26 protein-coding genes and 1 other annotated feature are annotated in these 23,148 nt (G+C 34.2%); of the genes, 10 read left to right on the forward strand and 16 right to left on the reverse strand.

Features of this window, described 5'->3' with window-relative positions; all coding sequences use genetic code 11:
* Nucleotides 1-122 precede the first annotated feature (122 nt).
* Nucleotides 123-1,400 carry a histidine--tRNA ligase gene (locus tag FOT98_RS13450; RefSeq protein WP_063261501.1) on the forward strand — a complete coding sequence of 426 codons (1,278 nt, stop codon included), beginning with the start codon at nt 123-125 and terminating at the stop codon, nt 1,398-1,400.
* A gap of 163 nt (nt 1,401-1,563) precedes the next feature.
* Entirely contained in the window at nt 1,564-1,875 is a 312-nt protein-coding gene (locus FOT98_RS13455) for a hypothetical protein (protein WP_063261502.1), read from the forward strand.
* Between the two features lie 125 nt (nt 1,876-2,000).
* Here the strand turns inward: FOT98_RS13455 and FOT98_RS13460 are convergent, their stop codons facing one another.
* A complete protein-coding gene (locus tag FOT98_RS13460; protein ID WP_063261503.1) occupies nt 2,001-2,669 on the reverse strand; it encodes a YczE/YyaS/YitT family protein in 669 nt (222 codons plus the stop codon).
* Nucleotides 2,670-2,791: 122 nt separating this feature from the next.
* On the opposite strand from FOT98_RS13460, the gene FOT98_RS13465 reads away from it, so the two are divergent.
* Nucleotides 2,792-3,667: a LysR family transcriptional regulator gene (locus FOT98_RS13465; protein WP_063261504.1), complete on the forward strand. Its 876-nt coding sequence runs from the start codon at nt 2,792-2,794 to the stop codon at nt 3,665-3,667.
* Between the two features lie 232 nt (nt 3,668-3,899).
* Entirely contained in the window at nt 3,900-4,184 is a 285-nt protein-coding gene (locus FOT98_RS13470) for a DUF1292 domain-containing protein (RefSeq protein ID WP_073515676.1), read from the forward strand.
* Between the two features lie 47 nt (nt 4,185-4,231).
* Here FOT98_RS13470 and FOT98_RS13475 read toward each other — a convergent pair whose 3' ends face one another.
* From FOT98_RS13475 to FOT98_RS13510, 8 genes are all read right to left on the reverse strand, one after another.
* Nucleotides 4,232-5,290, reverse strand: coding sequence for a pyruvate kinase (locus FOT98_RS13475; protein ID WP_063261546.1), 1,059 nt, complete (start codon nt 5,288-5,290; stop codon nt 4,232-4,234).
* 137 nt (nt 5,291-5,427) lie between these two features.
* On the reverse strand, nt 5,428-6,687 hold the full coding sequence (locus FOT98_RS13480; RefSeq protein ID WP_063261506.1) for a hypothetical protein: 1,260 nt from the start codon (nt 6,685-6,687) through the stop codon (nt 5,428-5,430).
* Nucleotides 6,684-8,228 carry a hypothetical protein gene (locus FOT98_RS13485; RefSeq protein ID WP_063261507.1) on the reverse strand — a complete coding sequence of 515 codons (1,545 nt, stop codon included), beginning with the start codon at nt 8,226-8,228 and terminating at the stop codon, nt 6,684-6,686. The genes FOT98_RS13480 and FOT98_RS13485 overlap by 4 nt, the downstream gene beginning before the upstream one ends.
* A gap of 228 nt (nt 8,229-8,456) precedes the next feature.
* Complete coding sequence (locus tag FOT98_RS13490) at nt 8,457-9,167, reverse strand: hypothetical protein (RefSeq protein ID WP_063261508.1); 711 nt, start codon at nt 9,165-9,167, stop codon at nt 8,457-8,459.
* Nucleotides 9,168-9,505: 338 nt separating this feature from the next.
* Nucleotides 9,506-10,264 (reverse strand): SDR family oxidoreductase, encoded by a 759-nt coding sequence (locus FOT98_RS13495; RefSeq protein ID WP_063261509.1) that lies wholly within the window; start codon nt 10,262-10,264, stop codon nt 9,506-9,508.
* 56 nt (nt 10,265-10,320) lie between these two features.
* A complete protein-coding gene (locus FOT98_RS13500; RefSeq protein WP_063261510.1) occupies nt 10,321-11,979 on the reverse strand; it encodes a putative ABC transporter permease subunit in 1,659 nt (552 codons plus the stop codon).
* Nucleotides 11,972-12,697 carry an ABC transporter ATP-binding protein gene (locus FOT98_RS13505; protein WP_000570199.1) on the reverse strand — a complete coding sequence of 242 codons (726 nt, stop codon included), beginning with the start codon at nt 12,695-12,697 and terminating at the stop codon, nt 11,972-11,974. Before FOT98_RS13505 ends, FOT98_RS13500 begins: the two co-directional genes overlap by 8 nt.
* Before the next feature lie 88 nt (nt 12,698-12,785).
* The gene (locus FOT98_RS13510) at nt 12,786-12,980 is read right to left on the reverse strand and encodes a hypothetical protein (RefSeq protein ID WP_063261511.1); all 195 of its coding nucleotides are present in this window, start codon (nt 12,978-12,980) and stop codon (nt 12,786-12,788) included.
* A 332-nt stretch (nt 12,981-13,312) separates the two neighbouring features.
* Between FOT98_RS13510 and FOT98_RS13515 the strand changes: the two genes are divergently transcribed.
* Together FOT98_RS13515 and FOT98_RS13520 are read left to right on the forward strand one after the other, a co-directional pair.
* Entirely contained in the window at nt 13,313-13,672 is a 360-nt protein-coding gene (locus tag FOT98_RS13515; RefSeq protein WP_063261512.1) for a DUF3796 domain-containing protein, read from the forward strand.
* The gene (locus FOT98_RS13520; RefSeq protein WP_063261513.1) at nt 13,660-13,863 is read left to right on the forward strand and encodes a helix-turn-helix transcriptional regulator; all 204 of its coding nucleotides are present in this window, start codon (nt 13,660-13,662) and stop codon (nt 13,861-13,863) included. The genes FOT98_RS13515 and FOT98_RS13520 overlap by 13 nt, the downstream gene beginning before the upstream one ends.
* Nucleotides 13,864-13,910: 47 nt before the next feature.
* Here the strand turns inward: FOT98_RS13520 and FOT98_RS13525 are convergent, their stop codons facing one another.
* A complete protein-coding gene (locus FOT98_RS13525; RefSeq protein ID WP_063261514.1) occupies nt 13,911-14,873 on the reverse strand; it encodes a tubby C-terminal domain-like protein in 963 nt (320 codons plus the stop codon).
* Between the two features lie 110 nt (nt 14,874-14,983).
* Nucleotides 14,984-15,694, reverse strand: a complete 711-nt coding sequence (locus tag FOT98_RS13530; protein ID WP_063261515.1) for a YjjG family noncanonical pyrimidine nucleotidase — start codon at nt 15,692-15,694, stop codon at nt 14,984-14,986.
* A gap of 319 nt (nt 15,695-16,013) precedes the next feature.
* On the opposite strand from FOT98_RS13530, the gene FOT98_RS13535 reads away from it, so the two are divergent.
* Complete coding sequence (locus FOT98_RS13535) at nt 16,014-16,439, forward strand: DUF1648 domain-containing protein (RefSeq protein WP_080467644.1); 426 nt, start codon at nt 16,014-16,016, stop codon at nt 16,437-16,439.
* A 38-nt stretch (nt 16,440-16,477) separates the two neighbouring features.
* Here the strand turns inward: FOT98_RS13535 and FOT98_RS13540 are convergent, their stop codons facing one another.
* Nucleotides 16,478-17,500, reverse strand: coding sequence for a tyrosine-protein phosphatase (locus FOT98_RS13540; RefSeq protein ID WP_063261517.1), 1,023 nt, complete (start codon nt 17,498-17,500; stop codon nt 16,478-16,480).
* A gap of 172 nt (nt 17,501-17,672) precedes the next feature.
* A complete protein-coding gene (locus FOT98_RS13545; protein WP_063261518.1) occupies nt 17,673-18,395 on the reverse strand; it encodes a GNAT family N-acetyltransferase in 723 nt (240 codons plus the stop codon).
* 123 nt (nt 18,396-18,518) lie between these two features.
* On the opposite strand from FOT98_RS13545, the gene FOT98_RS13550 reads away from it, so the two are divergent.
* Together FOT98_RS13550 and FOT98_RS13555 are read left to right on the forward strand one after the other, a co-directional pair.
* On the forward strand, nt 18,519-19,358 hold the full coding sequence (locus tag FOT98_RS13550; protein WP_063261519.1) for a DUF2785 domain-containing protein: 840 nt from the start codon (nt 18,519-18,521) through the stop codon (nt 19,356-19,358).
* A 17-nt stretch (nt 19,359-19,375) separates the two neighbouring features.
* Nucleotides 19,376-19,834, forward strand: coding sequence for an NUDIX hydrolase (locus tag FOT98_RS13555; RefSeq protein ID WP_063261520.1), 459 nt, complete (start codon nt 19,376-19,378; stop codon nt 19,832-19,834).
* Here the strand turns inward: FOT98_RS13555 and FOT98_RS13560 are convergent.
* Entirely contained in the window at nt 19,831-20,868 is a 1,038-nt protein-coding gene (locus tag FOT98_RS13560; RefSeq protein ID WP_144291072.1) for a tryptophan--tRNA ligase, read from the reverse strand. The genes FOT98_RS13555 and FOT98_RS13560 overlap by 4 nt on opposite strands.
* A 4-nt stretch (nt 20,869-20,872) precedes the next feature.
* Nucleotides 20,873-21,080: a binding site (T-box leader), on the reverse strand.
* Nucleotides 21,081-21,232: 152 nt separating this feature from the next.
* On the opposite strand from FOT98_RS13560, the gene FOT98_RS13565 reads away from it, so the two are divergent.
* Nucleotides 21,233-21,532, forward strand: coding sequence for a hypothetical protein (locus FOT98_RS13565; protein ID WP_063261522.1), 300 nt, complete (start codon nt 21,233-21,235; stop codon nt 21,530-21,532).
* Between the two features lie 74 nt (nt 21,533-21,606).
* On the opposite strand, the gene FOT98_RS13570 is transcribed toward FOT98_RS13565, so the two are convergent.
* Together FOT98_RS13570 and FOT98_RS13575 are read right to left on the reverse strand one after the other, a co-directional pair.
* On the reverse strand, nt 21,607-22,728 hold the full coding sequence (locus tag FOT98_RS13570; protein WP_063261523.1) for an AI-2E family transporter: 1,122 nt from the start codon (nt 22,726-22,728) through the stop codon (nt 21,607-21,609).
* 63 nt (nt 22,729-22,791) lie between these two features.
* On the reverse strand, nt 22,792-23,040 hold the full coding sequence (locus FOT98_RS13575; RefSeq protein WP_000539721.1) for a GlsB/YeaQ/YmgE family stress response membrane protein: 249 nt from the start codon (nt 23,038-23,040) through the stop codon (nt 22,792-22,794).
* Nucleotides 23,041-23,148 lie beyond the last annotated feature (108 nt).

Raw genomic sequence — 23,148 nt, forward strand, 5'->3', positions numbered from 1 at the left:
CGAAGAAAAATTTTTCTTCGTGGGTACAGGGCTTTTCCTGTTGACCCACGAAGCATTCATAAAGCTATGTGGGTATTTTTATACCTGCATAGCTTTTTTTAATTTAAAAAGGAGTGATTATAATGGAAATGAAAAATGTAAAAGGAACGAAAGACTATTTACCAGAGGAACAAGTGCTGCGAAATAAAATTAAAAGAGCTTGTGAAGATACATTTGAACGATACGGATGCAAACCGTTAGAAACACCAACGTTAAATATGTATGAGCTTATGTCTTACAAGTACGGCGGTGGCGATGAAATTTTAAAAGAAATATATACGCTTAGGGATCAAGGAAAACGCGAACTTGCCTTACGCTACGATTTAACAATTCCATTCGCAAAAGTCGTAGCAATGAACCCGAACATCCGCCTCCCTTTTAAACGGTATGAAATTGGGAAAGTATTTCGAGATGGGCCCATTAAACAAGGAAGATTTCGGGAGTTCATTCAATGTGACGTGGATATAGTCGGTGTAGAATCAGTTATGGCAGAAGCGGAACTTATGAGTATGGCGTTTGAACTGTTCCGAACGTTAAACTTAGAAGTAACGATCCAATATAATAACCGAAAATTGTTAAATGGTATTCTCGAGTCTATTAACATCCCTACTGAACTAGCGAGTGACGTCATTTTATCATTAGACAAAATCGAAAAGATTGGGATTGATGGTGTACGAAAAGATGTATTAGAGCGCGGAATTTCTGAAGAAATGGCTGATACGATATGTAATACCGTTTTATCTTCTCTAAAGCTTACAATTCCTGACTTTAAAGAAGCTTTCAATACTCCACTCGTTGCCGAAGGAGTAAACGAACTACAACAATTACAGCAATATTTGATTGCCCTTGGAATAAATGAAAGTGCTATATTCAATCCATTTTTAGCACGAGGACTTACAATGTACACAGGCACCGTATATGAAATCTTTCTAAAAGACGCCTCAATTACATCCAGCATTGGTAGCGGCGGTCGATACGATAATATTATTGGGGCATTCCGTGGTGATAATATAAGCTATCCAACAGTCGGTATTTCATTCGGTTTAGACGTTATTTATACAGCACTATCACAGAAAGAAACGATATCATCTACAACGGATGTATTTATCATCCCACTCGGGACAGAATTACAATGCTTACAAATTGCCCAGCAATTACGTTCTACAACTTCCTTAAAAGTCGAACTCGAACTAGCAGGACGCAAATTAAAACGTGCCCTTAATTATGCCAATAAAGAAAATATCCCTTATGTGCTTATTATTGGAGAAGAAGAACTTAATACAGAAACCGTTATGCTGCGAAATATGAAGGAAGGTAATGAGGTAAAGGTTCCCCTTTCTTCTTTAAGTAGTTATTTATAATACGAACCACCCTCGTTTGGGTGGTTTTTCTATTTTAAAGATAAGGAAACAAGTAGTTTACATAAAATAATTACATTCTACTAAAAAACCATAAACATTTAATATCCAATCACCTATTAATTTTGGTAATATATAGATATGAATGATTTTAGGAGGATTTACTTTGAAAACTTACATACAAGCACTAAAGTGGACCACAGGGATCTCTCATCTTTTATTGATTCCTTTTTGTTTTTTATTTCTAAGTCGTTTTAACCTTTATGGGATACCTTTATTCCTATTGATTGCTTTACATATCACTACTATTTTATTGGCTAAAAAAGAAGGCATGAATACGCACCCTCATTATATCGGTATTATCGTTACCCTATTTGCCTTCTTTCCTTATATAGAACTGGTTCTACATTTTATAGCAGCCATTTTCCTTTTATTAGATGCTGCTTCCACAAATAAAAAAGAAGTTTGTAATTCATAGTAAATTAAAAATTAAAAGTACATGTTTTTCAACAAATCACTCTTTTTGTCACAACGATCATATATAACGCAATTCTTTCCTATCATTTTCTAGAAAGAATTGCGTTTTTTCATTTACAGATTAGTCTAAGCAGCCTTCTCTGTTTTAAATACCCATCGATGAAGAGCCGGTTGATAATACGGTATCATCCACCCTAAAATTTTTCCGATACAATAGGCGGAAATGAGTGTACCGATCCCAATTGAACCTAACGATTGAATGAAAACGATACAGATGATACCAGCTACACCAATGTTTATTACATCACTCAAAATTTTTGCTTTTCCAAATTTCAAATTGAATTTTTCACTAATAGCATACGTTAACGCATCATATGGCATTAATGGCAGTTTCGCTGTTGTATAGCCCATTAAACCGACTGCTATAACAAATAAACTAACAATCAAATATACACTTCGAGCAAAGATTGTTTCCGGTAGCGGAAAAAGTTGTACAAGGTAGAGCGTTGCATCCATGAAGAATCCAAATAAAAACGAAATAATAAATTGACTTACAAATTCATTGAACTCCATTCGTTTACTTAATGTGACTTGAATAATAATGTATAAAATATTTGCAAGCACCATTGTCACACCAACCGATAAACCGATTGTTAATGTACTTGCATATGCTAATGATGATACAGGCGATACACCAAATCCTGCTTGAATCGACATGCTAATGCCAATTGACATAAAAAATAACCCGAGCACATACATGAGGATGCGCCTCAAGGTTCTGTTCCAATGATTCATACTATCTCTCACTCCTAGTTGACGTTATTAATATACAATTAAATATAACGTCAAATACAACATATGAAAAATATATATGTGATAAACTAATCATATGAAAAAACATATAACGGAGAGATACAATGGATTTCAGGCAATTATATTACTTTAAAGAAATTGTGAAACAAGGAAGTATTTCGAAAGCAGCAGAAGTGCTCCATATCGCGCAACCACCACTTAGTCAATTATTAAAAAAACTCGAAACTGATCTTGGCACAACTTTAATTCATCGATATCGTCAAAAATGGGAGCTTACAGAAACAGGTGAAATACTATACGAGTATGCCACACAAATGCTAATGCAAGTGCAAGATGTAAAGCAGCAAATTCAAGAAATTGAACAAGGTATAGGCGGAACTGTAAATATCGGTGTCTCTTCTACATGCTCGAATATGCTCGTTGACTATGTTAGTACGTTTAGAACACAATACCCTAATGTTAAAATAAATATAGTAACAGGAAATTCAGAAGAATTATTAAAAAAACTAGAGCAAAGAGAAATTGATATCGCCCTACTTTTGCGATTAGGAAATAGTGAACAATATGAGCTAAAATCATTAAAAAAACAACCAATTGCTGTAATTATCCCTGCAAGTTGGGAAACATCATTTCCACCACAACATGTAACAATTGAAAAAATTACGCAGTTCCCATTTATTATGCTCGGAGCAATGGAAGGACTCTCATTCAATGAAAACCTACTCAAAGCGTTTCATACATACAAAGTCCAGCCTAATATCATTATCGAGTGTAAAGATATAAGTATGGTTGTAGCACTTGTTAGTAAAGGACTCGGCTTATCCATTATTCCAAGAATGGATTATACATCACCATTTTTAGCACATACAAAGCTTTTAGAATTGGAACAATTTGATTTCCATCTAGAGCCTGTAATAGTAAAGTTAAAAAACCAACGAATCTCTACTGCAGCAACTCAATTTTGGGAAATGGTTGATTAGAATGTGTGAACAAATGATTAATTAGGTAGTGACTGTGAGATATAACAAGACAAGCTATGGACAGAATGAATTTCATCATATAGCATACAAAAAATAATCCTTATTGATGGATACTCATACTAAAGACATAGAATTTGATTTTTCTTATGTATGAAATTGATTTTTCATGGAAAGATATATTAGTATGTATGCAGTTTAAACGCTCTATTATTTAGAGTTGAACAGGAGGAGAATGAATATGTCTGATATTGAAGTTGGCGAAGTGTTTACACTTAGTGATGAGAATAATGAGGATCAGGAAGTAGAAGTACTTGGAGCGATGGATGTCGAAGGTGCTGAATATATCGCAGTTGCCTTCGTAGAGGACATTCAAACAGAATCTGAGGAAGACATTGATATTTTCTTTTTAAAAGTAGAAGAAGATAATGAGTTTTCATACATTGAAAATGATGAAGAGTTTGATAAAGTATCTGCTGCTTTTGATAAAATTTTGGATGAGCAAGAGCAAGAAGAATAGGAATGAAAAACAAGAGGACGGATACATATCCGCCCTCTTTTTATTTATCACTCATCTAGAGACTCATGCAGCAATTCCAGTACATCTTTCATCACAAAAGGCCCGTCTTTTTTCACATGCTCAGCGAATTCAGAAACGAGACGTAATGTTTTTACACTTTCAATCGGATGCTCGCCTGACGCACTTTCAGCAGAAAGCATAACAGCATTCGTTCCGTCCAGCACAGCTTGAAACACATCAGTTACCTCAGCCCTTGTTGGAATAGAATGATCTACCATAGATTGAAGCATTTGTGTCGCTGTAATAACATATGTATTCGTTCGATTGCATTCCTGAATCATCATCTTCTGCAAGAGCGGAATAAATTGATACGGCAACTCTACTCCTAAATCGCCCCTTGCAATCATAATTCCGTCTGCTTCTTTACATATATCTTGAAAATTCTCGATCGCTTCCATCGTTTCTATTTTTGCAATTATATTAGGTGATGTTTCTTTATACTGTTGTATAAAATCTCGTATTTCTTTTATATGACTAGGTTTTCTTACGAAAGAACATGCGATAAAATCAACATCCTCTTCTAAAAGAAACTGAATATCTTTTTTATCTTTCTCTGTAATAGCTGGTAAACTAACGATTGCCCCTGGTAAGTTCACCCCTTTATGAGATGAGATGTTACCACCTGTTTTGACCTTTGTTTCTATTTTATCCGCACTTACCTTTTCAACAATTAATTCAACTTCGCCATCATTAATTAAAATTCTACTGCCAACTTTCACATCATTCGCGATTCCTGCATAATCAACACTTGATTCCTTATTACTCCCTGTAATTGGCTGCGTATGCAAAGTAAAAGAATCTCCCACCTGAAGTGTAATTTGTTCTCCTTTTACTTCACCTAATCTTATTTTAGGACCTTGTACATCCCCTAAAATTTTAATAGAATCGTCTAGCGATTTGACTAAACGAATAATATCTTTATGACTTTCATGCGTGCCATGTGATAAATTCAACCGTACTATTTTCATACCATTGTTTATTAACTGCGCTAACGTATCTTGATTATTACTTGCTGGCCCAATTGTACAAACTCGATCGATTGTCATTTTATCACCATCCTTTTTCATTAGGATTCCCACTAAAAAATGATTCATTCTCGTTATAGATGTTGTCCCAAAATATAAATCGGATGACAAAATGAAGTTATTACTTAGAGCTTATCATTACTCAATTAAGAAAAGCACTATAATTTCTTATGTAATGCCTTCATCGTTTTTTCTATATTCATAAGTTCATTACGAATACTGTGTACATGAATTCCTGATTTTGTTAATACCGCAAATAACCTTTCAAATGCACGTAAAGCATCTTTATTTATTTCTTGTTCAATTGCAGTTAGTTCCTTGTTCATGTTACCGATAAATTGGATTCTTTCTTGATGAATTGCTTCTAAATTAGCTATAGGTTTTTTATTAAAAATTTTGTGTAAAATTCCTTGCCACTTTTCTTTCTTTATTTCTTCTTTCAAACCTAGTTGTTTCTTCATAACTATAACTAGATCATGTAAACTTTTTTCTAATTGACTAAATTCCTTCTTCGCAAGAATTTTCTTTAATTTATTCGTAACACGCCAGCTCTGTTTTAATCCGACAAAAGCACCTACTAGAGGCAATACTATAACAAATGCTCCTCCTGATACAAATATAGCATTTGCAGCAAAAGTAAAAGCTGCTTGTCCTGCAGCAGCTAACGATGCACGACTCGTTGTGTCAATAGCCACATTTCTTGCTGCAATCTGTAAAGGTAATTGTTCCTTCACAACTCGCCTTAAATTATAAAACGAACTCACACTTGCTGAAATCCATGGTAACTCAAAATCAAGTATCCCCTCTGCATGAGATAACGTAGATTGTGTTGCTTCAAGAACTTCTTCTCTCGTTACCCCAATACTATAAACATCTGGATGATCTGGATAATGTACCGCCAATTCATCGTTCACATATACAGGAATATGAGGATAACGTTTTAAATGTTCATCAACAATTGATTTATTACTACCGCATTTTACTTGAAACTGTTTCCCATCAATAAGAATATCCCACCCAGCTTGATTTGAGGTTTCTGGAAACTGTACGTCGTATCCTGCTGCTTCTAGCCTTTGGGCAATCATTTGTTCAGCTACATACCCTTGCAATTGAGCCATATCTCCAGTCGCTACATCTAAATCTATCGTTTTTGCAAACTGAGCCAATGAAAATATTGAGCTTACATCCTCACTACGTGCAAAATCAATCCCTTCAACAACCGTCGGATTTATCATGAAGTAATCATATAAAAATTCACCTACACTAATGCCAGCAATACTATTCGTTTCTTCGGATTGATTTGTATTTCCAAATAACCTAGCGCCTTTTCTTTGACTTTTCTTACCTACTGTACACTTCATCGCCTGTTCAAATTCACCAATACGCCAATAATTCCAAAAATGTTCATTTTGAATCATACGATATCACCTAAACCATATACTTCTTTTTGTAGCGTACGTAATTCATCCTGTTTTTGATAAAGCATACTATTTACGGCTGATAAGTTTTTTTCAATCTCTCTTTTTTGCTCTTTTAACTTAGTCAATTTTTCAATTACTTTTCGTTTCTCCTCCATAACAAAATGAGCTTCATTACACATTTTGTTTAACATTATAGGACGAATAGAAATCACTTCAATTGCCTGCTCCCTTTTCAATTCATGGATTTGTTTTTTTATTTTTGAAATGTCACTTTCATATGAAACATTCGAAAGCATCCCACTAACTTTGCCCCAAAAAGAATCTACCTGTTTATTTTTTCTAATGGATTCTTCTTTATTACGCACTTCTATTTCTAAATTTGCGATTTTCATACTCTTCTGTTTGAAAGAATCTGTCTTTTCATCTTCACTTACTAGAATTAATGAATGAATAAGTTGATTCACTATATTATTATAAGTACTTGTACTTTCCGTTAATTGATTATCGCAATACACTATACTCTCTTTGTTCGTTTTTAATTGTTGAGTTATCATTACACATTCTTTTTTATTATTAGAAATTACATGTAACAATTTAGTTTGCTCGTTATAATATCGGGACCATTCTTGAATAAAAGTATCATACTCATACACTTTCGAATCTCCTAAAAATACTGGTAGCATGAATTGAACAATCCCCATCTGTAATAATGTTCTCTTCACTTTTTTACTTTGTGTTAACATCATCATACTACTTAATCCAGCAACCAAGATAAAGCCTACTGGCCCTGTCAAAACTGATAATGCAGATGTTGCTGTTATATAAGCACCAAAGGGTAATGTCAATCCAATTAAACTAGCTGTCCCAGCAATTAACGATGTTAAAGTTGTGTATGCCGCAAATCCTGCAATCTCTACAATAACAGCCAACAATACAGCACTTCCTTGCGTCGCAATGAGTTTTTTTATCGTAGCATTTGTTATCGCATCAATATTTAATTTATCTTTAATCTTTTCTTGCTGCTCTATTGGTAGAGACTCAATAAATTGCTCAATTTGATTAGCAAAATGCTCTTCTTGATCCGCAGTTAGATTTTTTAATTCGCCGCCAATTGACTCAAATATTTTTTGCATTTGATACAATGCTAATTGATTATCGATTGTTAAATGCTCATTGCGTGATACAAACGCACTATAACCTTTATCTTTTTTCATTTGAAATACATGTGCTTTTTGAAGAATTTCTCCACATTTATTCTCTATTTCATAAGATGTATTATAATGCGAACCTGCTAGGTCAAATTCTTTTGTCATATATAAAAATAATTGTAAACGTAATGTATTGTCATCAATATTCCTTAGTTTTGCAATTTCTAAATCTAGCTGTTGCTTTGAATGATCTACATCTTTATCAAAAAAGTCTTTCGTTTTATTTGCTATCATACTAAAAATTCCAGTCTCCATAACTAAAGCATAAATTAAACGTAATTGCTCCCCTTCTGCCGCCATTAATCCATTAGCTAAACTTTTACCTACCATTCAAAACTGCCCCCGTTTTCCAAAAACTTTATATAAATTGTATTAAATACGTTACATCTTTTATAACAATAATGAATACGACTCTTTCTCTTATATCACTTTATCATTATATTAACCTATATTTAACAATAATTGTTATTAAATTTCATTCGATAATTTCTGGAGAAGTATACATCTCCCCCTTTAAACAACATAAAAAAGCCTACTCCGACAAGTAGGCTTTTGAAACTACGAAAGTTTCGTCAATAACTGATTTAAATCTTTTTTCGTTTTCGTCGTTAATGATTTCATTTTATTAATATCAATTTTTTCTTTCTCCGCTCCTACAATTAACGGATACATACTTTGTCCGATTGTTTTAGATTCAGCTGGATGTGATGCTTCTAACTCTTTCTCGATTACATCCCACTTTTCATTAATTTGTTTTCCAAGTTTATTTACTGTTTCTAATTTAGGGTTTGCAGCTAATTGCTTGTCTAAGCTTTCAATTAATGCAGCAACTTCTTTAACATTTGTTTTCACAGCTACGCTTTTCTTCGGATCTTTCGTTGTTTTTCCATTTGAGTTTGTGCTTGTACTTTGATCTGTCGTTTTTCCACTAGTCGTTTGATCATTCGTTTTTCCTGTCGTCTCTTTTTCTTTTGTTTTCACATTCTCATTTTGAGATGACGTTTTACCGTTACTTTCTGTTCCTGATGATTCTTTCGTATTTTTTGCATCTTTATCTGTTTTTTCATTTGAAGAAGTATTTGTTTCTTTTTCATTATCTTTCGTTGTTTTTGACGTCTCATCTGCACTTGTCGTTTTTGCTTCTCCTTCATTTTGCGCTGTTACTTGTTCTTTCTTGTCTTTCTCTTTATCTGCTGAAGGACTACAAGCTGCCATAGTAAGCATTGTACCAATTGTTATCGATGCGATAGCGACCTTTTTCATTTTCATATAAATCCCCCTATGTTTATATAATTTATCCTCCCCTTTACGATTCGATTTCCCCTTAAAAAATCCCTTTTCATACGAATTACCATCTTTCCGACAGTAATCTTCATAATAATACGTACAAAAAACGATAAACCTATTTGAACATTCGAGTTTCTTCTACTTCATTTTTCTTCTCTGTAGCAAAAGAAAAAGAGTATATTGTCACATGAAGAATTACTATCTTCATATGACGATATACTCTCCTATCAAATTTTTATCTTTACTGACATTTTATTTAAACAAAAAAATAAAATTTTCTTTCATTTTTTTGTTTCTCAACAATTGTTAACATAATATATTTATGAGTAACCACCATTTGAATGTATGACTTGCCCTGTAATCCATTTTGCTTCTTCACTTACTAAAAAAGAAATTAAGCGTGCTGCATCCGACGGTTCCCCTACTTTACCTTGCGGGAACTTCCATACTAAATGATGCTTCAGCTCCTCTGTAATCCATCCTGTATTTGTCGGCCCAGGATCAACTGCATTTACTGTAATCCCCTTCTCCATCGCAACCGGTGCTACTGATTTTGTAAATGCTTCAATTGCTCCTTTCGTCGCTACGTATGCTAATTCATCTGGCATCGGGCCTAACGACTGCCCTGACGTAAGATTAATAATACTGCCACTCGTTTTCAGTGCATAATGTTTTATAAATAATGAACTTAATAACATAGTAGCGCGGACGTTCACTGTATAATGTTTATCTAACTGTTCTACATTTAATTCTTCAATTCTCGTATGAGTAGCATACGCTGCATTATTAATTAAAATAGATGGATCACCTAAACGTTCTGAGACCATATAAAACAAACGATTTGGCGAATACGACTGCGATAAATTGATTTCTGCCATTTCACAACGAACACCTAAACTTTCAATCTCCTCTTTTAACAAAAAGGGCTCTTTGTCATGCATTCCCCACGGCATCGCTTTATCATACTGAGACCAGTACGTGAAAAAAATGTCTATCCCTTCTTGAGCAAGCACCTTGCATACAGCTGCACCAATTCCATTCAGACGAGTTGCCCCTGTTACAATTGCTATTTTCTTCACCTTTTCTCCTCCATCTATGGATAAATCCCCTGCACGAATACAGAGGATCTATCTTTTTATTCAATATTTGCCAATATGCGTTCTGCACCTATTTTTAACATTTTAATTAAAATATAGTTGGCAATGGTAAACAATACAAATAAAACAATAAACATAACCCATAGTCCTACTTGAAGGAAGAAGTACAATAAACTTACTCCCGCTACAATAACTAAAGCTATAAAGATATTCGCTAAAAAATTCCACAAAGTTGTATAGCGACTCTTAAATAATTTCTGCTCTGTATCCCAATGTATATCCGCAGTTTGTGCATCCCAGCGCGTACCGATTAAATTAATTAACAGTAACCCGTTCGCACTTAGTAAAAACCACAATAACATGAATACAGGAGAAATCCCCGCTACAACTGCCATCGTAATACCGAATACCGCTAAAATAATCACATTAATTAACCAAGCAGTAATCGCTTTTGCAAAAAAGATATCCGAAGCTTTTACTGGTAAATAACGATTCACAAACCATGAACTTCCATCTCGTGAAAATGATGTTGTTGCGATAACATTACTTCCCATTAAAAATAGCGATGCACAAAGACCAACGCCAATTGCAAGACCTGCTGATTTTGGATTATCAATATACCCTGTAATCCACTTTAAATTTCCATCTTGCACGAATAAAATAAAGAATAACATAATCGGCATAACGAAAGTTTGTACGATACAATTTAAGAAAAATTGTGGTGTACGGAATAACGTTTTAAATTCTTTTTTCACATACGCTTTTAAATGTGAACTTTGTACCGTTGATTTCTGTAAACCTTCTGCTGAAATAACCTCTTTTTTTGCTGTACTCGTTGAAAGTCCAATAACCCCTTTTAAATATGTACGCTCTGCAATGTAATAAAACAACACAAAGAATACAAATGAAATAAGTGCAAAGATAATTACGTATAATGGACCCTTCCAATTTGCATTTTCTACTAATGCTACTGCTCCAAAATATGTAGTTGGAAAATAATTTGTCATTTGTACTAAAAGTGAAGATTGGTTGTTCGCAAGATAATTCGTAAGTGCATCTTCAGAAAACGAGCTTTTATTTTTCCACTGTAAAAATACATTAATTCCTACAATAAATAGTATACTTACGATTCCAATAAATATATTGCCTCGGTCTTTATTTTTCGCTATATTCGTATACCTCATAATAACTGTCATCAGTAACGAAGCTAATACTAACGGCACAATCGGGAAAAGTAAGTAAATAAAAATCATGTATATGTAATATGTAATAAATGCACTACTTTTTAACCCGTACGTAATAAAGATTGGTAATAAAATAAATGAACTCATTACGTATTGTGTAATTAATACCGTTAAAAATTTTGCCGAAATAATTTGAGCTGGTTTTAATGGTAATGGCAATAACATTTCAATGTCATTACTATAGTAAAATACAGTTAAAATGTTCGTTATACTCATTAAAAATACCCATATACTCGCAATCGCAAGTCCCATTGCGATAATCATTCCTGGGTCTTGCCCTAAATGTTTCATCCCTTCATACATTCCGTGCGTCATCGAACCAAATATTAAAAAGCCGACAAATAAAATGGCTGCAAATGAAAAGACATACGCCCATCGCTTCTTCTTATCTGTTATAAAATCTGCATAATTTAATTTCAATAATACTTTCGTTAACGTCCAAATTTTACTCATTGCCCGTCATCTCCAAGAACATTTTTTCAAGTGATTCATTGGATTTAAAATGATCTCTCATTTCATCTAAATTTCCTTTAAACTGAAGATTTCCCTTATTAATAATTGCAACGCGGTCACATATTTTTTCTGCAACTTCTAATACGTGCGTCGAGAAAAATACGATTTTTCCTTTATCCGCATGTTCTCTCATCATTTCTTTTAAAATATATGCAGATTTCGGATCAAGCCCTGTTAATGGTTCATCTAAAATCCATACATCTGGCTCATGCACGAGCACACCAATAATAACGATTTTTTGTCTCATACCGTGCGAGTAACTTTGAATTTGATCCGATAACGCATTGTAAAGATCAAATTTCTTCGCTAAAGACTCGATTCGTTCTTGGCGTACTTCTTTCGGCACTTCATACATATCTGCCATAAAGTTTAAATATTCAATTCCCTTTAATCGTAAAAACATATCTGGGCTATCTGGAACATAACCAAACGTCTTTTTCGCTTCCATCGGATTTTTCATAATATCTTTACCGTTAATCGTAATCGTTCCTTTGTCCACCCCATGAATACCAGTAATCATCTTAATCGTCGTTGATTTACCCGCACCATTCGGTCCTAAAAATCCAAAGATTTCTCCACTAGGCACAGATAAACTTAAATCTTTTACTGCATAGGTAGACCCATTATAACTTTTTGACACATTCGTAATTTCAATCATTCCATCCAATCCTTTCCTTAATTACCAAATAACTATATCAATATTATAGCATACTTCTATTTTTAGATTTTTATATTTTTTCAGTTTTTTAACCTTTAAAATAAATATACACGCCTAATCCAACGATTAAAACGACAGCTAGTAAAATATAGATCATCGTCAGCCGTTTAATATTCCCTTTTGTCGCTTTACTATAATTCGCATCACCATTCCGCCCAATTAACACCGTTGCCACTACAGTAATCACTACAAGTAATACAACGATCATGATCCCAGTTAGCATTCCTTCCTCCCCCTCCTTACAACCATTTTACAATATTATCCTCTTTATTTCGCAGTATTTTTCCTCTTTTTACTATTATTATGAAAAGAATTGGAAAACTATTATTACCACACATTTCTATATGTGATATATTTATAACATAACGTGATTTATCCCGCTTTAATGGGCAGTAAGACCCCCACCTCAAAATTCAGCGAAAGCAAAGAAGTTAGGTGGGGGATCAACTGCCCATAAAAGTCCGATTGGTGAGGGCTGATAATCAGTGGGGGATGAAGAAAACCCCCACTGATTAAAGTTTCACTTTATTTCTAACATTGAAAGGAGAATCTATCGTGAAAACAACTTGGATTAAATATTTAGGATTTCTCGGTTTCTTCGGTTTCCTCGGCTTTTTTTATGAAAAAGGATTGTTTACTATGTTCTGTTTCTTCTCCTTTTTCACGACTTATAGAACGGTTCAACACGATGAATTATTTGAACAAATTGTCAATAAATCGTGCCGCAACGCATTTATCGTTACATTACTTACTACCGCTATCATTATGTTTATTGAAATGTTATTTCCAAATCCTACACTACAAGAGATTGATATCGCTCTTATTTTCAGCACACTCATTCTTACGTTCGGCTTCTCTATGTTCTTTTACGATAAACCTGTTGATGAAATGGAAGATGCGCCATGGCGTTCGTAACGAGAATAAAAGAATACCGCGCCAAATCGAACATGACACAAGAAAATTTAGCGAAAACTGTTGGTGTACGCCGTGAAACAATTAGCCATCTCGAAAAAGGAAAATATAACCCTTCCTTACAACTCGCTCACGATATAGCGAAGGCACTTCATAGTACGATTGATGAGATTTTTATTTTTGAGGATAAATAAAAAATACCGGCATTCTTTTCACAAAGAATACCGGTATTTTTCATTTATCACCCATACAAAACAGCATGAAATACACCTAATAATAAGTATTGATCCTCTATATAACCCTCATCATATACACTCATCTCAATATCATACATATCTTCCTCAAGACGAATATTCCAATCTGCAATTACATAGCCGTTTCGTAATAACTTCCCAAGCCCAATTGTAGTTTTATGAACAACATATTCTTCTGTCTTATATGTAAAGGTAAATAGGAAATTTGCATCTAGTAACTTTCCGTCACATACAAGTATTTCATGCTTCGCATCATTATGATCAATGTACGTTACTAAAATCCTTCTTTGACGCTGCCTACTTACATCCTTTGCAATGACGCGAATATTGTCTTTACCATCCTTTATTTCGTAAATGATATTACTACCAACCTTCGGAATAAAGTCTAGCACTTTCATCAACGTATTTTTATAATAGCCCCGTACTGCGCCTACTCTTTCGCTTTCATTGTAAACTTCTATCGACGTCGTATCCGCTTTACTATCACACAGTCGTTTGTAAGAAAGCTGCATCATTCGCTCTCCTCTTAAGTACTGATCAAACGTTACGGGATATTCTATCGCTCGCAGTTCCTTATTTAGCTCATTCAAATAACGCCCAACGCTTTCTACTAATGCTGTAGTGGATATACGCTCTTGAAGTTCAAATTGTTGCCAACTAGAAGAAACTCTCCACTGATCTTCCTCTTCGTATACGAAGCCGAGAATTACTTCCTCACGGTCACTCGTTTCATAATTCATATGTACGTTTTGACCGTATTGTACTTGTTCCATCCACTGTCCTAAATAAATGCCGAGCTCTGCGACCTTCATGCATGACTTCTGGAAAAGTACGCTGTCACTCGCACGAATCGTTAAATCCCCTTCAATAAAGCCCTTTGTATAAGCATCATACTTTGGCTCATCCTTCTGCGGAATAGCCTTGTCTAACTCAAATAAAAACGTTAACATTCTTTACTCACCTCTAGTTATTACACCTATCCTACCTATATATTGGCCGCAACTCAAATTATATCAACGATTTTTTCGATATATCGACTTATCGAAAAATATCAACACAATTAATATGAAGCTACCTTTTCTTCCGCCACTTCCACAATTTCTAAAATTTGTAGCAGGCTCTTCACTTCATAAGTCGGCTTAACATCTGCCCTATTTTCTTTCAAACTCGGATTATACCAACACGTATCAATGCCGTAATCTTTTCCGCCTTTCATATCAGAAGTTAGCGAATCTCCAACCATTAGTACACTTGATTTATCAGTAATCCCAAACTTTTCAAATGCATAATCAAAAATCTCACGTGCTGGTTTTTGATGACCAACCTCTTCTGAAATAATAATATGATCAAAGAAATTACATAAAGGCGAATTTCCAATTCTCGATTGTTGCACCTTCGTATATCCATTCGTAATAATACCTAACTTGCAATCTTGTAGTTTCTCACATAATTGCACTGCACCTTCTATAAGGTGTACTTCTTTCCCTAAGTTTTCAAGGTATACATCACTAAATTGCTGTGCATCTACTTCTATATTATGAAGGGCAAATAATTGTCTAAATCGATCTACCGCTAATTCACTTAGCGTAATCATTTTATTTTCTAAATCTCTCCATAATCCATTACTAATCTCTTTATAACTTGCAAGATAATCATTATACCCTGTAGGCATCCCGAACTGTACAAACGCGTTATGTAATGCGTTTCTTTCCGTTTCAGGAAAATCTAATAATGTATCATCTACGTCGAATAATATAACTTTATATTTCATTATAATCTCCTCAACTAGTACGTTATTTACAACTTGTATTTTCTCATTAATTGTCTCTTAAGTCGAACTTTTTCCCTTTACGAATAGTAGCTGTATAGAAATCTTACAGTTGTTTACGGCACACGAGTCATGTTATTCAAAAATAATTAATTGTGAAAACACTATATATTTGAGATAATTTGGATAATGAATCCAATTTTTAAAAAGGTAATACAGGAATAGAAAGGGGCGGAAAAACATAGTAAATTCATGGGAAAGACCTAAAGTACAAATCCCAAAAACAAAAAGTGAATGGATTGGAGATATCATTGGATATTCATTGTTCTTTGGATCAATCATTTTTTTGATCATCATTTGGGGAAAATTACCCGAGGAAGTGCCCGCACATTATAATGCATATGGGGCTGTAGATCGCTGGGGATCAAAGTGGGAACTTTTACTTCTGCCAGGAATAGGGCTATTCATACTCCTTTTAATGCAAACTTTAGAGAATTTTCCAGAAGTACATAACTATCCACAAAGACTGAATGAATCGAATGCTAAACAGTTTTATTTAAACAGTAGAAAAATGCTAAATCAATTAAAAAATGTCTGTTTACTTATTTTTGCTTTCATCCAATTTGAAACCATTTCAATCGCTCTAGATTGGAGCGGCGGTTTCGGAAAATTATTTTTACCGATATTGTTAATTGGGACAGTTATTCCAATTATCATAGGAATAATAAGGCAACGAAAAATTTCATAATAGAAACAGGAGGCTAATCCAATTAGCCTCCCTCCTTCTTATTTCTCTTCTAGCAATAACACTTTCATTTCTTCTAGCGACTCTTTCGTAAAGCCAAGTGCTTTTTCAGCATACGCTTCAACTGAACCGTATTGCTTTTTCACTTCATCAATCGCAGCTTGTAAATACTCAGCACGAGCTTCAAACATCGCACCTAATATCGCTCTACTTTCATCGTTTTGTAATTTTGCACCTAAAAAGGCCATCATTTTTTCATTTAACTTTTCACGGAAACCGTTACTTAGTAAGTAGTCTTCCATTACTGTTTTTTCCGGTACACCTAGTAAAAGTAATAACAGTGCCGATCCAAATCCAGTACGGTCTTTTCCAGCTGTACAGTGGTTGACTAACGGTAAGTTTTCTGGATTTTGCGCTAAGTTTAAGAAGCTCACGAATGCTTCATTACCACTTACGAAATCTTGATTCATTTTCATAAGATACTCGCCTGGTTTCCCTAACATAGAAAGGTCACCAACTTGGAAAAATTCATTTATATTCAAGTCTTTCGCTAAATCTTGCATAACTGGTAAGCACACTTGACGAGCACCTGTAATCTCAGGATTTGGCTTATGCTTTACCTCAAAGTCTGTACGGTAGTCACAAATTAACTTTAAGCCAGACTTTTGTAAATAGTCGATATCCGATTCTGTTAGCCCTGCTAATTCTTCAGAACGGTACAACTTGCCCCATTTTACTTTACGGCCTTCAGTCGTTTCATATCCTCCCATATCACGGAAGTTAAACGCCCCTTGTAATGGTAATCTACGCTCAGCTACTGTCACTGCTTGTCCATTACTTCCTACTAGTCTAAAATATGGACGCTCATTTTCACTCGGGTTTTCAATTGTACATGATGACTCTCCATTTATCGTTGCAAGTAATTCTCCATTTTCTTCAATATGCTCTGGTGAAGTACTCCAGTAAATACGAACTTCTTCTATATTATTTTCCCACTTTATATATAACGTATTATCTTCATTTCTTTCTACAGTCGCTTGTAACCAATTTCTTTGCTGCTCCATTCTTTCACCAACGCTTTCTCATATAATCGAATCTTTCTTTATTGTATTATAGAAATATCTATTTTGTCGTTCTCATTTTTCTTTTTATCTTACAAATAGGCAAGAAGTTCTTTTACTTGTTCATAAGTTGTACACGGATTCCCTCGAAATACGTATGTAATTTGTTCATCACCTAAAACTTCCTCACATATCGCTCAGTACTGCTCAGCAACTGACATCCGTTCTTTTCAAAAACATCCTTCATCCACTCATTTTGTACATTTGTCTCGCCAATATAATAAGATGCACCTATTTCTTTTAAGACAAACATTGCTCCTTTAAAGAATGCTGCTTCATACCCTTTATTTCGCACATTTGGAGCGACTGCGAAATACATGAGTTTCCCCTCTTCTAACGTACCTCTCTCAATATGCGGGATTACAATTCCTATCGGCTCTTCATTGATACTTGCTGTTAAACAATGTTCTTTCCATTGCTCACCGATTTCTTGCAACATCATATTTACAAATTGATCATAATCGATTTGTTTTCCCGTCACTTCATTCCACAGTGAGTAAAAAACGTCTTCGCCAATCTCTTCAATAAGCTTATAATCAATTTCACTTTCTACATCTTCTACTTCATATATATCCTTAAACACAATTATGTTTTCAGTAACATATTCAAATAAATACGTTTCGAAGCATTTTTTATACACATCATAATTCGGGCTTTTTGAAGAAATCTCAAAATGTAAATTTTCTAGTCCCTCTTTTTCAGCCTCAGTAACGCAATACTGCATCATTTCCTTTAATTGTTCTTCTGTAAAAGGCTCTGCATTATTTTCTTTTATCATGATAGAAGAAGCATTTCTTCTTATTTTAAAATGTTTTTCTAACTGTTCTATAGTCATCATATACTTCCCTCATCTATGTCATACTCGAATTTCTACTTGTTCTCCTTGCATGAGCAGGATTGTCCTTGAATATATAGAATACTAGAAAACATCGCATCTTTAAAGTGCGGAGGAGGTTCTCCATTGGATATTACAGCATTGCAACAACAGTTAGAGCTTATACAACAAAATGACTATACGCAACTGCAACATATAGATATTAATGAGTTGACACTTAACATGCTTCAGTATGTCGGAACAACTGATAGTTACGTTCGCTACCAACTTATATATAAATGCTTTTCCTATTTCATTCATCATGAATTCCTTATGGATGATCAGCTGAAATTACTTTTACATACTTGTTTAAGTGATGAGTATTTATATTGTGACATTCACTCCCCACATACAGATGGGGTTTTCACACGTTCTTACACTGTTTCATTAATTGCGCTAATACTCCAATTCGCTAACTCCCACTACTTTTTTACAGAGGAGGATATCGAAGAAATAAAAAACAAACTCATTTCATATACAAACTTAGAAACGGATTTTCGAGGCTATATTGAAAATAAAGGATGGGCTCATTGTATTGCCCACGTATCAGATGCCTTTACTGAAATTGTTCACAATTCCTATACGACCTTTGAATGGTACGGGGAATTAATCCATTGTTTATTAAATAAAATTTTTATCCCATCTGATCTTTTTCATAATAACGAAGACGAACGCATTATTACACCGTTACTAGCAATGCTGTATCATGACTTCCCGCAAGATGAGTTAGTCTCTATTATTCATAAAAAAATAAAAAGGCTTCCTCAAATTAGAAAACGCCTTTCGCTTAATGAGTATTGTATTTTATGTGCCAACATTAAAACCTTTTTACGCACATTATTTTTCAGAACAAAAGATGATCACAACTTAGCCTATACATCACGTAAAACAGAAAGAATGTTAAAAGAACTTCCTAACTATTATTAAAAACAAGGAGAAATGACATGGGTTATATTGAAGACATGAGAAATTTAGTAGGAAATCATCCACTTATTTTAATAGGTTCACACGCCATTATATTAAATGAGAAAAATGAAATATTACTGCAACTCCGTACAGATTTTAACCGCTGGGGCATTATTGGAGGTGCATTAGAATATAACGAAACATTAGAAGATGCTTTAAAGCGAGAAGTATTTGAAGAAACTGGACTTATTATTAAAAATCAAAAACTATTCCGGACATACTCAGGACCCGATTTCTTTCAAATCTATCCAAACGGCGATCAAGTACACGGTGTACTCGTTGTTTATATTTGCCATGAATTCCACGGTGAGCTTGTATGCGACCAAACGGAATCGAAAGAACTATGCTTTTTTCCACTTGATGAGTTACCTAGTAATCTTCCTTCTGTTATTGAGAGGATTGTTACTGATTACCGACAAAAACAAGGGAACGCTTAACGTTCCCTCTCAAATCCAATCCGTTTCTTTATTTCTGCTAAATTTACCTTCGCGATTTCTCTTGCCCGCTCAGCACCTTTTTCTAACGCTTCATATAATAAATTCGGCTCATTCATATACATCTCATATTTTTCACGAGGTTCAGCTAATTCGCGGTCTATAACACGAAACAACTCTTTTTTCACATCGCCCCATCCAATGCCAGTCTCATACTTTTCACGCATAGACTGCATTTCATCTTCTGTCGCAAATTCTTTATATATCATAAATAACGTTTCTAGTTCTTTCGGTTCATTTGGGAGTGAAGAATCTGTTTTGATTTTAAATATTAACTTTCGTAGTTTTTCTTGTTCTGCAAATAACGGGATCACATTTCCGTAACTTTTACTCATTTTTCTTCCATCAAGGCCAGGTAATATGGCACCTTCTTCTTGTATGACATACTCTGGAAGCGTAAACGTCATGCCAAATGTATGATTAAAATACGCCGCAATATCACGCGCTATTTCAATATGCTGAATTTGATCTTTTCCGACAGGTACATGAGTTGCTTGAAATAATAATATATCAGCCGCCATTAAAATCGGGTACGTATATAACCCCATATTAACCCCTGCATCGACCTCTAAACCCGCTTCTTTATTTTGCTCTACCTTCGCTTTATACGCATGGGCACGGTTCATAAGACCTTTCGGAGTTAGGCAAGCTAATATCCAAGCTAGTTCTAGAATCTCCGGCACTTCTGTTTGCCTGTAAAAAATAACATCTTCTCCAAGTCCGAGTGATAACCAAGTAGCTGCTACCTCTTTCGTATAACTACTAAACTGACCCGGATCATGCACAGCATTTAACGCATGATAATCAGCTATGAAATACAATGCTTTCCCTTCATTCTTCTTTGACATTTGCAACGCAGGTTTAATTGCGCCAATATAATTTCCTAAATGCGGATAACCTGTCGGCTTAATCCCAGTTAACATTATTTTCTCACTCATCCTAACTCCTCCTTTCTCAAAATAAAAAGAGCCCCTCATCCTTAAAAAGGACGAGAGACTCCCGCGGTACCACCTTAATTAGCTATCATTATAGCTCACTTCAACTTCTTAACGTGAAGCAACCGTCTTTACCTACTCATTTCAGTTAGAAGCTCCAGAGCCCATTCCATATTCATCCCTTACTGATTTCCACCACACATCAGCTCTCTGAAAAGTTTTGAATATGTACTCTTCTCTTTCATTGCTTTTCGTTATTTTTTACAGTTTATCACATTTCTCGTTCATCTAAAACTGAATTTTCTTTTTTTGTTAGATTTTAGCAATAGTGATTACCAATTTATTCCGAACGATATATAATCAATATATATAGAATCGATTTGTACTACAAAAACGAGGTGATGTTTTGGGTTGGTTTACTAAAAAAATGAATAAAGTTACGAGCGTTATTCAGACTAACGATGATACTTTAGGGGTAATTATACATTTCACACCTATCGCTATATATGTATACACCTGCGATGAGTACATAGAAACATTTGACGGTACGCTCAATTTTGAAAATGAGAACGGAAAGCAAATAGAAATCGGGGGTACTTTCATTTCTCTTGAAGTAGATGATAATTTTCGTATGGACGATTTAATATTTGATTACAAACTAAAGGAAAGCAATCTACCTATTATTGAATTAAAAGCATACGCATAAGGTGAATTTGTTTACTATAACAAAACTATAAATGAAAAAAAGCTAAAACAGTCTTACCTGTTTTAGCTTTTTTTTCACGTATTCAACTTAACAAATCTATACCCGTGCGTCACTAACACTTTTAATATCGCATACCCTGGAATTGCTAAAATAATCCCCATAATACCAAATAAATTTCCGGCAGTTAAAATAATAAAAATGATAGTAATCGGGTGAATGTCTAACTTTTTCCCCATTACTTGCGGAGAAATAAATTTACCTTCTGCTAATTGTACAATCATCATAACGATAATTACTTTTAGCACCATTGATGGCGAGTCGATAAATGCGATAATTAAAGCTGGTGTAATTGCGATGATTGGTCCTACGTACGGAACGATATTTACAATCATCGCTAAAATAGCGAGCAGTACCGCATATTTAATACCAATGATAAGGTAACCGATTAATAGCATAATACCGATAAACAAGCTAACGATAATTTGCCCTCTAATATATGAGCTAATCGCATAATGCATATCATCTAGTATTCTCATCGCTGCTGGTTGTCTTTGTTCTGAAATAAACTTTAAAAAGTGATTCGGTAATTGTTCACCATCTTTTAAAAGGTAGAACAATATAAATGGAACCATTACAAACGTTAAAACGACTTCTGTAATAGTACTTAAAAATCCAGTTACATTTCCTGTTACTGATGATAACGACTTCGTAAAATCAACTGTATAGTCTTTTACCATACTCGCTACATCAATATTTAAATTCTCCTGAATTTTACCTAGTAAATTACTTTCCCCAAATCTACGTGCTGCTCGTTCAATTTCATGACCGAAATACGGTAAGTTATCTATTAATGCATCAATTTGATCTTTAATAATCGGGATTACTGTTACAACTAAAAACACAAATAATCCTAGTACTATTATATATATAGAAGCGATTGACACGATTCTTGAAACACCTTTCTTTTCTAAAAGCGAAACGAATGGATGCAAAATATAAAATAGTACACCCGCTAATAATACGGGGAAGAAAATTGTTTTTAAAAAGACGATAAACGGAGTAAACACAAAAGAAATTTTTGTTAGCAGTAATATGTTAATAAACAATAACGCAAAGCCAAGTAATACCGCTAAATAATTTTGCTCTCTAAAAAACTTTTTCAACTTATCTCTTTTTCTAATATTTAATTTCTCCAACGAAACCACCTCTTCGAATGATGAAAAGCCCTTATTCAGGGCTTTTCATCATGATCTATATCTTTATTTCCTTGCAGCTTTCACTACAAATGATACAATAAGAATTAACACGATTGCCCCTAATAATGCTGGTACGACATGAATCCCACCAAATGATGGCCCAAAAGATCCAAATAATCTACCACCTAACGAAGCACCTAATAAACCTGCGATAATATTTCCGAACATACCACCTGGAAAATTTTTACCCGTTATAGAACCTGCAATTGCACCTATAATAGCACCAACTATTAATGTGATAATCCATCCCATTTTTAGCCCTCCATTTCTATTATGGTGTATTTCTTTTTCATACTAAATTGTTATGTAACTATTATAATTATTATATCCAATAAAGAAAAATCTTGTCAAATCTATGAA

Source organism: Bacillus sp. HY001 (assembly GCF_007558965.1).
GTDB classification, from domain to species: domain Bacteria; phylum Bacillota; class Bacilli; order Bacillales; family Bacillaceae_G; genus Bacillus_A; species Bacillus_A mobilis.

Coding starts and splice junctions, on each gene's coding strand:
- FOT98_RS13540 (WP_063261517.1), bottom strand. CDS start 17,500: ATGGAGCAGCAAAGAAATTGGTTACAAGCGACTGTAGAAAGAAATGAA.
- FOT98_RS13560 (WP_144291072.1), bottom strand. CDS start 20,868: ATGAGGGGCTCTTTTTATTTTGAGAAAGGAGGAGTTAGGATGAGTGAG.
- FOT98_RS13510 (WP_063261511.1), bottom strand. CDS start 12,980: ATGCTAACTGGGATCATGATCGTTGTATTACTTGTAGTGATTACTGTA.
- FOT98_RS13475 (WP_063261546.1), bottom strand. CDS start 5,290: ATGACAATCGATCGAGTTTGTACAATTGGGCCAGCAAGTAATAATCAA.
- FOT98_RS13520 (WP_063261513.1), top strand. CDS start 13,660: ATGGCGTTCGTAACGAGAATAAAAGAATACCGCGCCAAATCGAACATG.
- FOT98_RS13555 (WP_063261520.1), top strand. CDS start 19,376: ATGGGTTATATTGAAGACATGAGAAATTTAGTAGGAAATCATCCACTT.
- FOT98_RS13530 (WP_063261515.1), bottom strand. CDS start 15,694: ATGAAATATAAAGTTATATTATTCGACGTAGATGATACATTATTAGAT.
- FOT98_RS13545 (WP_063261518.1), bottom strand. CDS start 18,395: ATGATGACTATAGAACAGTTAGAAAAACATTTTAAAATAAGAAGAAAT.
- FOT98_RS13465 (WP_063261504.1), top strand. CDS start 2,792: ATGGATTTCAGGCAATTATATTACTTTAAAGAAATTGTGAAACAAGGA.
- FOT98_RS13480 (WP_063261506.1), bottom strand. CDS start 6,687: ATGATTCAAAATGAACATTTTTGGAATTATTGGCGTATTGGTGAATTT.
- FOT98_RS13575 (WP_000539721.1), bottom strand. CDS start 23,040: ATGGGATGGATTATCACATTAATAGTTGGTGCTATTATAGGTGCAATT.
- FOT98_RS13490 (WP_063261508.1), bottom strand. CDS start 9,167: ATGAAAATGAAAAAGGTCGCTATCGCATCGATAACAATTGGTACAATG.
- FOT98_RS13470 (WP_073515676.1), top strand. CDS start 3,900: ATGAATATGTCTGATATTGAAGTTGGCGAAGTGTTTACACTTAGTGAT.
- FOT98_RS13500 (WP_063261510.1), bottom strand. CDS start 11,979: ATGAGTAAAATTTGGACGTTAACGAAAGTATTATTGAAATTAAATTAT.
- FOT98_RS13485 (WP_063261507.1), bottom strand. CDS start 8,228: ATGGTAGGTAAAAGTTTAGCTAATGGATTAATGGCGGCAGAAGGGGAG.
- FOT98_RS13525 (WP_063261514.1), bottom strand. CDS start 14,873: ATGTTAACGTTTTTATTTGAGTTAGACAAGGCTATTCCGCAGAAGGAT.
- FOT98_RS13460 (WP_063261503.1), bottom strand. CDS start 2,669: ATGAATCATTGGAACAGAACCTTGAGGCGCATCCTCATGTATGTGCTC.
- FOT98_RS13450 (WP_063261501.1), top strand. CDS start 123: ATGGAAATGAAAAATGTAAAAGGAACGAAAGACTATTTACCAGAGGAA.
- FOT98_RS13505 (WP_000570199.1), bottom strand. CDS start 12,697: ATGATTGAAATTACGAATGTGTCAAAAAGTTATAATGGGTCTACCTAT.